At 64.1% G+C, this 12,446-nt stretch carries 7 protein-coding genes and 1 pseudogene; all 8 read right to left on the reverse strand.

Going from position 1 to position 12,446, the window contains the following annotated elements; all coding sequences use genetic code 11:
- Positions 1-52: 52 nt before the first annotated feature.
- Positions 53-1,762 (reverse strand): APC family permease, encoded by a 1,710-nt coding sequence (locus ACVILI_RS12645; protein ID WP_038645270.1) that lies wholly within the window; start codon positions 1,760-1,762, stop codon positions 53-55.
- A gap of 254 nt (positions 1,763-2,016) precedes the next feature.
- On the reverse strand, positions 2,017-4,386 hold the full coding sequence (locus ACVILI_RS12650; protein ID WP_038645271.1) for a DUF1989 domain-containing protein: 2,370 nt from the start codon (positions 4,384-4,386) through the stop codon (positions 2,017-2,019).
- 144 nt (positions 4,387-4,530) lie between these two features.
- Entirely contained in the window at positions 4,531-5,157 is a 627-nt protein-coding gene (locus ACVILI_RS12655; protein ID WP_038652306.1) for a sarcosine oxidase subunit gamma, read from the reverse strand.
- Positions 5,150-8,132 (reverse strand): annotated as a pseudogene (locus tag ACVILI_RS12660) (sarcosine oxidase subunit alpha). The gene ACVILI_RS12655 and the pseudogene ACVILI_RS12660 overlap by 8 nt, the downstream one beginning before the upstream one ends.
- Entirely contained in the window at positions 8,132-8,407 is a 276-nt protein-coding gene (locus ACVILI_RS12665; protein WP_038645274.1) for a sarcosine oxidase subunit delta, read from the reverse strand. The pseudogene ACVILI_RS12660 and the gene ACVILI_RS12665 overlap by 1 nt, the downstream one beginning before the upstream one ends.
- A gap of 16 nt (positions 8,408-8,423) precedes the next feature.
- On the reverse strand, positions 8,424-9,677 hold the full coding sequence (locus ACVILI_RS12670) for a sarcosine oxidase subunit beta family protein (RefSeq protein WP_038645276.1): 1,254 nt from the start codon (positions 9,675-9,677) through the stop codon (positions 8,424-8,426).
- A 93-nt stretch (positions 9,678-9,770) separates the two neighbouring features.
- A complete protein-coding gene (gene glnT / locus ACVILI_RS12675) occupies positions 9,771-11,078 on the reverse strand; it encodes a type III glutamate--ammonia ligase (RefSeq protein WP_019856856.1) in 1,308 nt (435 codons plus the stop codon).
- Positions 11,079-11,112: 34 nt separating this feature from the next.
- Positions 11,113-12,441: an FMN-binding glutamate synthase family protein gene (locus ACVILI_RS12680; RefSeq protein WP_019856857.1), complete on the reverse strand. Its 1,329-nt coding sequence runs from the start codon at positions 12,439-12,441 to the stop codon at positions 11,113-11,115.
- Positions 12,442-12,446: the final 5 nt, after the last annotated feature.

A 12,446-nucleotide genomic window follows, 5' to 3' on the forward strand; every position in this document is an offset into this window, starting at 1 on the left:
CGAAAAGAATCGGGCGCGCCGAAGCGCGCCCTATGTCTGATAAATCGGCCTGTCAGATGACGAATATCCAGTTGGCGATCAGCATCACCGCCACGCCGGCGACCAGCGTCAGATAGGGCAGCATGCCTGCTTTCTTCACCGCCAGGTCCGCTCCCGTCATGCCGAGATCGGCCAGCATGTGGTCGGGGAACTTGCCCTTGTCCTGGATGTAGTGGCGGAAGCAGAACACCGGGATGATCAGCGCCGCCGTGATCAGCCCAGCCCACAGCGCCATCGGGTTCCACACCTTGGCGCCGGCACCCATGAAGACGGCGTTGACGTAGGCGAAGATCGCTCCGATCCCGAGAAGCCAGGTCGGCGCTTTCCACGGCCGTGCGATATGGCCGTTGTCGATGCGATGGATCCAGCCGGCATTGAGGTTGAGGAAGTTGAAGATGATGTAGCCGCAATTCGACACGGCGAGGATGAAGAAGAAGCTCGTCGCGTCGGCCGAGGCGATGGCCAGCACGATCAGGTTGAAGCAGAGGTCGGTCCACATCGCCCGTGTCGGGGCGCCATGTTCGTTGACGTGGCTGAGATAGCGCGGCAGCCAGCCATCGACCGAGCCCTGATAGAGCGTGCGCGAGGAGCCGGCCATCGCCGTCATGATGCACAGGACCAGCGCCAGGATCATCAGCATCACCAAGAGGCTGTGGATGATCTTGCCGCCGCCGACCATGCCGGCCAGTGCATCCGCCACGCCGGAGCCGTCGACGATCGGTGTCGCCAGCATGCCGTTCAAGCCGAGCACGCCCTGGAAGGTGAAGGGCACCAGGATGAACAGAAGCATGCAGAGCAGGCCGGAATAGAAGATGGCCTTGAACGTGTCGGTGCCGGGGTTCTTGAACTCGGAGGTGTAGCAGACGGCGGTTTCGAAGCCGTAGGTCGACCAGGCGGCGATGAACATGCCGCCGAGCACCAGCGTCCAGCCGGCGATGTTCCAGGCGCCCGGGTCCGGCGCATAGGCGGCGGCCAGCGGCACCAGCGGCGAGAAGTTGGCCCAGTTGATCTGTCCGGTGAAGATCGGCACGACGCCGACGATCAGCATCGGGATGATGACCAGCAGGCCGATATATTTCTGCACATTGGCCGTGCCGAGGATGCCGCGATGCTGGATCGAGAAGATGATCAGCATCAGCACCGCGCCGATGAAGAAGGTCGCGTTGAGCGTGAAGGAAACCGGACCCAGCGTGTGGCTGTACAGCGTCCAGTTGCGGATCGCCGGTGTCGCGGCCGCGGTCACCGCGGTGATGGCGTCGGCGGGCGCCGTTCCGGCATGCGCCGCTATATAGGCGACGACATCAGGCGAGGTCTCGGTGAACAACGGCACCGGCGCCAGCGCATTGAGGATATAGGCTGCGGCGATCGAGCAGCCGAGCGACAGCACCGGCGACCAAGCGAACCAGTTGCACCACACCGACAGCGGCGCGATGAACTTGGAGTAGCGCAGCCAGGCGGTGGCGCCGTAGATAGAGGCGCCGCCCGACTTGTTCGGGAACAGGCCGGCGATCTCGGCATAGGTGAAGGATTGCAGGAAGCCCATGATCATGGAGACCGTCCAGATCAGGAAAGCCAGTGTCCCCGTCGTGCCGGCGATGCCGCCGATCGAAAACAGGACCAGCGCCGGAACGCCGCTCGCCACCCAGAAGGCGCCGCGCCAGTCGATATGCCTGAGCAGCTTGCTTTCGGCAGGCTGCTCGAGGGCCGTGCTTATGGTGCTCATGTCAGTGACTTCCCCTTTTTCCAGTGTTCCCCGCCAGCGATGCCTCGGCTTTGCGAAGCTTGCTCCCCGGCACATGACCTTACGACTCCGGTGTTTCCACTCAGTCGTATTTTTTTCTTAGGAGTGAAGATTGATCCGGCGCGCTTTCACGTCAAGCGTTTTGTGACGCCGTGCACATCACGCTTGCGCGCGTACGCAACAATACGTCTCGCGGCACCGCCGGCGCCCGGTTTTGCCTGTCCGGAAGGCAGCAGTCACGAGCGAGGTCTGGTCTTCTGCGGATCGTAATGGGCGAAGGCGACGACGCGCGCCGGCAGCCGCTTGGCATGGCCGTCGAGCTTGCCGATCTCGACTTCGGTACCAACAGCCGCATGGGTGACGTCGAGCCTGGCCAGCGCAATGTTCTTGTTCAGCACCGGCGAGCGCATGCCCGAGGTGACGACGCCGATCTGGGCACGTCCGACATGCACACAATCGCCATGGCCGACCGCGACATTGCTGTCGATGTCGAGCCCGACCAGTTTGTTCTGCGGGTTCTCCTTGCGTCGGATCAGCGCGTCGCGGCCGATGAAATCGTCGGTCTTGCTCTTCAGCGGCACGGTGAAGCCGATGCCGGCCTCGAACGGATCGGTCTGGTCGGAAAATTCATAACCGGCGAAGATCAGCCCGGCCTCGATGCGCACCATGTCGAGCGCCTGCAGCCCCATCGGCTTCAGCCCGTGCGGCTGGCCGGCTTCCCAGATGGCGTCGAACACTTTTTCGGCGTCGCGCGGATGGCACCAGATCTCATAGCCGAGCTCGCCGGTATAGCCGGTGCGCGAGACGACGATCGGAATGCCGTTGCCGCCGCCGATGCGGGCGACCGCGAAGCGGAACCATTCGAGCTCATCGATCGACGGCTGCAGCGGCGAAGTCCAGATCACTTCTCTAAGGATATCGCGGCTCTTTGGACCCTGTACGGCGACATTGTGCATCTGGTCGGTCGACGACCGCACCAGCACGTTGAGGCCGAGCTTTGTCGCCGTTTCGCGCAGCCATTCGCCGGACAGATCGTCGCCGCCAACCCAGCGGAAATTGTCCTTGCCGAGCCTGAGCAGCGTGCCGTCATCGATCATGCCGCCATGCTCGTAGCACATGGCGGAGTAGACGACCTGGCCGACGCCAAGTTTTTTCACGTCGCGGGTCAGCGTGTATTGCAGCAGCGCTTCGGAATCCGGGCCGGTGACCTCGAATTTTCTGAGCGGCGACAGGTCCATGATCACGGCGTCCTGCCGACAGGCCCAGTACTCGGCGATGGCGCCTTCCCTAGCGAAGGAATTGGCCAGCCAGTAGCCCCTGTATTCCGAGAAATTGCGGGTGTGCTTGGCAAAGCTCGAATGAAAGGATGTCTCGCGGGTCATTTTCGGTTCCGAATCGGGCGTCATGCGTCTGGCGATCGCTCGCGAGAATTTGTGCTGGCCGGAATAGGTCCGCACATGGATGTCGGTGAGATCCCAGCCATTGGCCGGCGTCGTGTCGTCGGGACAGGCGGAGGAGACGCAGATGATGTCGGTCAGCGCCCTGAGCAGCACATAGTCGCCCGGCCGCGACCATGGCTCGTCGGAAACCATCACGCCATGCGCATCGATCGCCGTGTTGAAGAAGAAGTTGATCGCCATCCAGCCGGCGCGGGGGCTCACACCTTTGTCCGACAGGGCGCTGTTGAAATTCTCCGAGCAGTTGGTGTGGCCGGGATAGCCGATATCGTCGTAATATTTGGCGGCACACGCCAGTGCGAAGGCATCATGCCGGCCGCATGTGTCCTGCACCACCTCGACCAGCGGCTCCATGTCCTGGTCGTAATATTTGGAATGCAGGCCGGGCATCGGATAGCTCGACCCCATCAGCGTGCGGGTCGTCGTCACATCGAGCGGATGGTCGAGGCCCTTGTCCAGCTTGCGCGCCGAGAAGCACTGGAAATCGGTGCATTGGCGCCCGTCGACATCGATGATCTGCAAATAGTCGCCGGCCTTGACGAAGTAGGATTCCGCCGTTGCCGAATGGACGCGCAGATCGAGCACCGGATCGGCGAGGGGATCGGCCAACTGCGATTTTGTTTTCAGGCGGATCGTGGCGCGGCGCACGATGACGGTGAGCGGTGTCGCCGTATCATGGCCGTCGACCAGCATCGGCCCGCCGGGCGCAGCGATGATTATAGAGCCGTCGCGCGTGACAGTGAAACTCTGTTCCGTACCGGCGGGTGTTGTGCTGCCGAACACGCGCAGCGCCTTTGCCTGATCGAGCACCACCTGCCGGCGCGCCAGTCCGCGGCGCAGGGACGCGAGGCTGTCATCGCCCTCGGCGAGGAGCGCCTTGATGCCCGCGGCATTGCTGTTGGATTTCTCGCCAAAGATGCCGGGATCGGTGATGCCTGTGGTGTTCCAGGCCAGCAACTCGCAGGCCTGGCCGCCTTCGACATTGCGCACCGTGATCGTGTCGCCGGCTTCGACCTCGATCACTACCGCGCCATTGCCTTGGATCGTGTAGCGTTCCAGGCCCGGCGGCAGCGCGATCTGGCCGGGCCTCAGGATGAGGCTCGGTCGCGGCGGTCCGGCTGTGATTGTTGGGTAGGGCGACTGGCTCATCTCAGCCTTGCGGTTCGAGAAACAAGTTTGCCTGTGTGTGAAATTATTTTAGCAGCAAGAATAGCAGCGCGATTGCGTTTGGCAAGGCGAAGGGCGCATCTTCCCTTCTCCCACAAGGGGAGAAGGGAGGAGCGCGCACGAGCGCTACGCCAAATCTTCTGAATGCCCGACAACCACGCCATACTCAGCAGCCGAATCCAGCATCGTGTGCCATAGGCTTTCGGCGAAAGTCGCGAACACCAGCACGTTGAACACAGCCTGCCCATCTGCCTGATCATTTCCGCGCCACAGCGTGACACTGGTGTGATCCATCGACGTGGCCGCCGCCGCACCGACAGCAAACACACTGGGATGCAGATCGATAGACGACATCTTGGCCAACATCGCTCGCGCCTTGGCGCCGGAGACGGCGATCAGCACCCGCGCATGCGATTGGTCGGACAGTGAAGCCGATCCAGCACGGAGAGGAGCGAGCGCCGCCATCGCGTGCTTGCGTCCCTTCGACAGAATGAAAAACTGATCCGGTCCCGACCAGATCAGCGTGGCATCAGCCGTGCCGACCGCCTTCGGCGTTTCTGGAGCGGCAACACCAAAGCGAACTTTGGCGGCCTTGGCCAGCTCCGCCGTCTTGCCGCGCCGCGCCATCACCTGGACGAGGTCGAAATTGCGGATCTCGGTCAGCGTCACGCCGGCATCGCCATGCGCGCCATACCGCCCCACCGCGAGCACGCGATCGAGCGGACTGCGAACGTCCCAGGAAAACTCAGCCACGCTGGCGCCCTCCATCCGGATCGTAGAAAACGGGATTGCAGAGCTCGACGTCATAGTCCTCGCCGCGTATCGGGTCATGCGCATGGACGATCTCGCCGATGCGCTCGCGTCCGCGCTCGACAAGCGCGAGCCCGATCCACTGGTCTGATGTCGGCGAGAAGCAGACCGAGGTGACATAGCCCTGGTCGTTGCCTGGCCCAGGCGTCTGCCCCTTCGGGATGATGTGCGCGCCCGAGCGCAGCCGGCGCGCTCTGTCCGTCGGCTTGATGCCGACCACGACCTGCCGGTCGGGCGCGGCCAGCGCCTCGCGGCCGGCCATGACGCGGCCGATGAAGTCTTTCTTGGTCGACATCATCTTGCCTAGGCCGAGATCGGCGGCCGTTGTCGTGCCGCTCAATTCCGGTCCGGCGATGTGACCCTTTTCAATGCGCATCACGCCGAGCGCCTCGGTGCCGTAAGGCGTGACGCCGAACGGTTTGCCGGCCAGCATCAGATTGCGCGCCATCGCCTCGCCGTAGCGTGCCGGAACGGAAATCTCGAACGCCATCTCGCCGGAGAAGGAGATGCGGAACAGCCTTGCCTTGATGCCGCCGCGCAAGGCGACTTCGCGCGCGCCCATGAACGGAAAGCCTTCATTGGACAGGTCCTCCGTCGGGTCGACGATCTCCTTCAGCAGGTCGCGGGTCTTCGGGCCGGCAATGGAAAACTGCGCCCACTGGTCGGAGACCGAGGTCAGCTGCACGTCGAGCTCGGGAAACAGCACCTGCCGGCAGAATTCGAGATGCTGCATCACCAGTCCGGCCTTGGCCGTGGTGGTGGTCATGAAATAATGATCCTCGGCCAACCGTGACGTCGTGCCGTCATCATAGACGATGCCGTCTTCCCGCAGCATCAGCCCATAGCGCGCCTTGCCGACCGCGAGGTTGGAGAAGGTGTTGATGTAGACGCGGTCGAGGAAGGCGCCGGCATCCGGGCCAAGCACGTCGATCTTGCCGAGTGTCGAGACATCGCAGAAACCGACGCCGCTTCGCACCGCCTTGACCTCACGCGTCACCGATTCCAGCCAGTCCTTCTCGCCCGCGCGGGGGTACCACTGCGCCCGCTTCCAGAGTCCTGTGTCAACGAAAACAGCACCCTGTTCGGCGGCCCAGTGATGCGACGGCGTCAGCCGCGTCGCATGAAAGGTCTCGTCGCGATGATGGCCGGCAAAGGCGCCGATGGCGACCGGCACGTAAGGCGGCCGGTAGATGGTGGTGCCGGTCTCAGGAATGGACTTGCCGGTCACCGCAGCCATGATGGCGAGGCCGGCGACGTTGGATGTCTTGCCCTGGTCGGTCGCCATGCCGAGCGTGGTGTAGCGCTTCAGATGCTCGACCGATTCAAAACCCTCGCGCTGCGCCAGTTCGATGTCGGAGGCGGTGACATCGTGCTGGTAGTCGACGAAGGCCTTGCCCTTGCCGGTGACGTGCCAGAGCGGCGTCAGCGAAAAGGCTTCGTCGTCGGCGACAGGCGCGGTGCCTGCCTTGCCATTGTGTCCGGCATCGTGTGCCGCGGCCGCGCCGGCGGCAAACCCTTGGGCGAGGCAGACGCCAAGTCCGAAATCGCCGTTGGCGGCGCCCGCCGCGACCATGCCGGGAGGCGCGCCGTCGGGCACGAAGGCGGCGATGTCGTCGCGCCATTTCGGCCGGCCGCGATGATAGGAGGTGAGCCCGACCGCCGGGTTCCAGCCGCCGGAAACCGCCAGCCCGTCGGCCTCGACTTCGGCGCGTGCGCCGCCGGTCAGCGACACCGCGATCTTTTTGACGCCGTCCTTGCCGCCATCGACGCCGGTCACGGAGCCGTGCAGCACCGGGAAGCCACCCTTGGAGGCGAGCGAGCGATGTGCGGGCGACACGTCAGGCCGCGCGTCGATCACCGCCGCGATTTGCAATCCCGCGCCGAGTGCTGTCTCGACCGTGCGCCAGCCATCCTCATTGTTGGTGAACAGCGCGATGCGCTTTGCAGGAGCGGCGGCATAGCGTCCGACATAGGTTCGCATTGCCGAAGCCATCATCACGCCGGGGGTGTCGTTGCCGGCAAAGACGATCGGTCGCTCGAGGGCGCCGGCCGCGACCACGCAGCGCTTGGCCACGATGCGCCACATCCGCTGGCGCACCTGATGTTCGGGTGGCGAGGGCAGGTGGTCGTTGACCCGCTCCAGCGCGCCATAGGTGCCGCCGTCATAGACGCCGAACAGCGTCGTGCGGGTCATGATGCGGACATCGGGCATTGCCGCCAGTTCGGCCAGCGTCCGCGACAGCCATTCGGCGGCCGGCAGGCCATCGATCGTGCCGCCATCCGACAGCAGGCGGCCGCCGAACGCAAAATCCTCTTCGCACAGGATGACGCGGGCGCCGCTGCGGCCGGCGGCCAACGCCGCCGCCAGACCGGCCGGACCGGACCCGGCGATCAGCACATCGCAATGCGCCCAGGCCTTGTCGTAGTGGTCGGGATCGGCGACGCCCGCAGCGCGGCCCGAGGCCGGCGGCGCGGCGGATCGCCGGCTCATAGATGGCTTCCCAGAACTTCGCCGGCCACATGAAGGTCTTGTAGTAGAAGCCGGCGACGAAGATCGGCGCGAACAGCTGGTTCACCGACATCACGTCGAAGCGCAGCGACGGCCAGCGATTCTGGCTGGCGGCCTCGAGCCCCTCATAGAGTTCGGCCGTCGTCGCCTTGGTGTTCGGCTCGCGCCGTGCGCCGGTGCGCAGTTCGACCAGCGCGTTGGGTTCTTCCGAGCCTGCTGTCAGGATGCCGCGCGGGCGATGATATTTGAACGATCGGCCGACCAGCTTGACGCCATTGGCAACCAGCGCCGATGCTAACGTGTCGCCCTGGAAGCCGGAAAAGCTCTTGCCGTCGAAGCGGAAGTTCAGCGGCGCCGATCGGTCGATTAGGCCGCCCTTGTCGAGCCGGTTTGTCTGCGCGCCGGCCATCACGCGCCGACCTTCGCCGCACCGGCGCCCGCAGCCGGCTCGACCGCGGAAATCTCATGCGTCAGCGTGTTGCGGGTGACCTTCAGCCATGCCCGGCAGCCGCCGCCGTGATACCAGTTCTCGCTCATCACGCCGGCGACATTGTCGCGCAGATAGACATAGTCGTAGACCGCTTCCTCACCGGCATCCGCCGCCGGCCGCACCGGTTTGGCGTCGCCGAGATAGGTGAACTCGCCGAGTTCGCGTTCGCCGCAGAAGGGACAGACAATGCGCATGATTTTCCGGCCGTCCTTAGTGCAGGTTCGGTTGGGCACCCTGGCCCTTTTCGTCGATCATGGCGCCAGTCCGGAACCGGTCGAGGCGGAACCGTGCAGCCTCTTCATGCGGCGTGTCGCGGGCCAGAAGATGGGCAAAGACGAAGCCTGAGCCGGGCGTCGCCTTGAAGCCGCCATAGCACCAGCCGGCGTTGAGATAGAGGCCTTCAACTGGCGTCTTGTCGATGATCGGCGAGCCGTCCATCGACATGTCCATGATGCCGCCCCACTGGCGCAAAAGCCGCACGCGCCCGATCATCGGCATCAGCGCCATGCCGCCCTCGCAGACATCCTCCATCACAGGCAGATTGCCGCGCTGGGCGTAGGAATTGTAGCCGTCAATGTCGCCGCCGAAGACAAGGCCGCCCTTATCCGACTGGCTGACATAGAAATGGCCAGCGCCGAAGGTCATGACGTTGGGGATCAGCGGCTTGATCGCCTCGGAGACGAAGGCCTGCAGCACGTGGCTTTCGATCGGCAGGCGCAGGCCCGCCATATCAGCGACGCGCGACGAGGAGCCGGCGACCGCCATGCCGACCTTGCCGGCGCCGATCCTGCCGCGCGAGGTCTCCACGCCGCTCACCTTGCCGTTGGCATCCCTGACAAAGCCGGTCACCTCGCAATTCTGGATGATGTCGACGCCGAGTTCGCTCGCCGCATGGGCATAGCCCCAGACCACGGCATCGTGCCGCGCCGTGCCGCCGCGCCGCTGCAACAGCCCGCCTTGCACGGGGAAACGCGCATTGTCGAAGTTCAGGAACGGCATCATCTTCTTGACCGCCGCGAGGTCGAGCAGTTCGGCGTCGATGCCGTTAATGCGCATGGTGTTGCCTCGCCGCGCATAGGCGTCGCGCTGCGCGTCGGAATGGTAGAGGTTGATGACGCCGCGCTGGCTGACCATCGCATTGTAGTTGAGGTCTTGCTCCATCCGCTCCCACAGCTTCATCGACAATTCGTAGAAGCCGGTATTGCCGGGCAGGCCGTAATTGGAGCGGATGATTGTGGTGTTGCGGCCGGCATTGCCGGAGCCGATCCAGCCTTTTTCCAGCACCGCGACATTCCTGATGCCGTACTCGCTGGCCAGGAACCAGGCGGTGGCCAGGCCATGGCCGCCACCGCCGATGATCACCACGTCGTAGCGATCTTTCGGCGTGGCGTCGCGCCAGGTGCGCTGCCAGTTCTTGTGGCCGGACAAGGCGGCGCGGGCGAGCGAGAAGATCGAGTATTTCATCAGTTCATTCCGAGGTCGCTCGCACCGGCAGGGAATTTTCTTGACGCATCGGATTTGCCCGAAAACCGTGTGACACTTTTCGGTCCGATGCGCCTAGATATCCAGCGTGTGGTCGCGCTCCCATTGCGTGAAGTGCGAAGCATAGGAATTCCATTCCTGGTGCTTCAGCTTTAGGTATGCCGACGAGAATTCCTCACCCAGCGCCGCCTTGAGTGATTTGTCCTTGTCGAACTCGCGCAGTGCGTCGAGCAGGTTGAGTGGCAGTTTCGGCGCGCCCTTCACCGTGTGGCCGTGCTGGTACATGTCGATGTCGTAGCGCTTGCCGGGATCGGCCTTGGAGCGGATGCCGTCGAGGCCGGCGGCAATGATCACGGCCTGCAAGAGATAGGGGTTTGCCGCACCATCGGGCAGGCGCAGCTCGAAGCGGCCGGGGCCCGGCACGCGCACCATGTGGGTGCGGTTGTTGCCGGTCCACGTCACCGTGTTCGGCGCCCAGGTGGCGCCGGAAATCGTGCGCGGGGCATTGATGCGCTTGTAGGAATTGACCGTCGGGTTGGTGATCGCGGCGAGTGCGGAGGCATGCTTCATGATGCCGCCGAGGAAGTGCTTGCCCTTGGCCGATAGGCCGAGCTCCATCGAATTGTCGGCGAAGACATTGGTCTTGCCCGCCTTGTCCCACACCGAGATGTGGGCATGGCAGCCATTGCCGGTCAGGCCCTGGAAGGGTTTCGGCATGAAGGTGGCCCGCAGGCCGTGCTTCTCGGCCACCGACTTGACCATGAACTTGAAGAAGGAGTGCTTGTCGGCGGTGGCGAGCACGTCGTCGAAGGCCCAGTTCATCTCGAACTGGCCGTTGGCGTCCTCATGGTCGTTCTGGTAGGGGCCCCAGCCGAGTTCCAGCATGTGGTCGCAGATCTCGGCGATGACGTCGTAGCGTCGCATCACCGCCTGCTGGTCGTAGCAGGGCTTCGAGGCAGTGTCGTATTGGTCTGATATAACGCTGCCGTCCGGGGAGATCAGGAAGAACTCGGCCTCGACGCCGGTCTTGACATGCATGCCGTCGCCGGCCGCCTCCGCGATCAGCCGCCGCAATGTGTTGCGCGGCGTCTGGTCGACCTCCTTGTCGTCCATGATGCAGTTGGCGGCGACCCAGGCCACTTCCTTTTTCCATGGCAACTGGATGACCGAGTCCGGATCCGGCACCGCGAGCATGTCGGGATGCGCCGGCGTCAGGTCGAGCCAGGTGGCGAAGCCGGCAAAGCCGGCGCCATCCTTCTGCATGTCTGATATCGCCTGCGCCGGCACCAGCTTGGCGCGCTGGCCACCGAACAGGTCGGTGTATGAAATCATGAAATATTTGACGCCGTTCTTTTTGGCGAAAGCGGCGAGATCGTTCCCCATTATAGTTCCTCGCTTATGGTATTTGGATGCTGTTTTAGAAGCCGTTCTTCCCCGGTATCCAGTTGGTGCCGGCGAGCGGCACGCCGGCCATGGCGGCTGCCTCGATCGTCAGGGCGACGAGATCCTCGGGTTCGAGATTGTGCAGGCTGTTCTTGCCGCAGGCCCGCGCAATCGTCTGCGCCTCAAGCGTCATCACCTTGAGGTAGTTGGCGAGCCGCCGTCCAGCAGCGATCGGATCGACCCGCTTCATCAGCTCCGGGTCCTGTGTGGTGATGCCGGCGGGATCGCGGCCTTCATGCCAGTCATCATAGGCGCCGGCCGTGGTGCCGAGTTCGTTGTACTCCGCCTCCCAGCGGGGATCGTTGTCGCCGAGCGCGACGAGAGCAGCCGTGCCGATCGAGACCGCATCGACGCCGAGTGCAAGCGCCTTGGCGACATCGGCGCCGTTGCGGATGCCGCCGGAGACGATCAGCTGCACCTTGCGGTGCATGCCGAGATCCTGCAGCGCCTGCACCGCGGGCCTTATGCAGGCGAGCGTCGGCTGGCCGACATTCTCGATGAACACTTCCTGCGTTGCCGCCGTGCCGCCCTGCATGCCGTCGACGACGACGACATCGGCGCCGGCCTTCACCGCAAGCGCGGTATCGTAATAGGGGCGGGCGCCGCCGACCTTGACGTAGATCGGCTTCTCCCAGTCGGTGATTTCGCGCAGTTCGAGGATCTTGATCTCGAGATCGTCCGGGCCGGTCCAGTCGGGATGGCGCGAGGCCGAGCGCTGGTCGATGCCCTTGGGCAGGGTGCGCATTTCGGCGACGCGGTCGGAAATCTTCTGGCCGAGCAGCATGCCGCCGCCGCCGGGCTTGGCGCCCTGGCCGACAACCACCTCGATCGCATCGGCGCGGCGCAGGTCGCGCAAATTCATGCCATAGCGTGACGGCAGATATTGATAGACCAGCTGCTTGGAATGGCCGCGCTCTTCCTCGGTCATGCCGCCGTCGCCCGTGGTGGTCGAGGTGCCCGCCAGGGTCGCGCCGCGTCCGAGCGCTTCCTTGGCCGGGCCGGAGAGCGAACCAAAGCTCATGCCGGCAATGGTGATCGGTATCTTCAACTCGATCGGCTTCTTGGCATGGCGCGAGCCGAGCACTACTGATGTGTCGCAGCGCTCGCGATAACCTTCGAGCGGATAGCGCGAGATTGAGGCGCCGAGGAACAGCAGGTCGTCGAAATGCGGCAGCTTGCGCTTGGCGCCGGCGCCCCGGATGTCATAGATGCCGGTCGCCGCGGCACGGCGGATTTCGGAAAGCGTGTAGTCGTCGAAGGTCGCGGATTTGCGCGGCGTCGTCGGCGGGTTGCGATAGGTCATGCTGC

This window comes from Mesorhizobium sp. USDA 4775, assembly GCF_054062655.1.

Coding starts and splice junctions, on each gene's coding strand:
- ACVILI_RS12650 (WP_038645271.1), bottom strand. CDS start 4,386: ATGAGCCAGTCGCCCTACCCAACAATCACAGCCGGACCGCCGCGACCG.
- ACVILI_RS12665 (WP_038645274.1), bottom strand. CDS start 8,407: ATGCGCATTGTCTGTCCCTTCTGCGGCGAACGCGAACTCGGCGAGTTC.
- ACVILI_RS12645 (WP_038645270.1), bottom strand. CDS start 1,762: ATGAGCACCATAAGCACGGCCCTCGAGCAGCCTGCCGAAAGCAAGCTG.
- glnT (WP_019856856.1), bottom strand. CDS start 11,078: ATGGGGAACGATCTCGCCGCTTTCGCCAAAAAGAACGGCGTCAAATAT.
- ACVILI_RS12680 (WP_019856857.1), bottom strand. CDS start 12,441: ATGACCTATCGCAACCCGCCGACGACGCCGCGCAAATCCGCGACCTTC.
- ACVILI_RS12670 (WP_038645276.1), bottom strand. CDS start 9,677: ATGAAATACTCGATCTTCTCGCTCGCCCGCGCCGCCTTGTCCGGCCAC.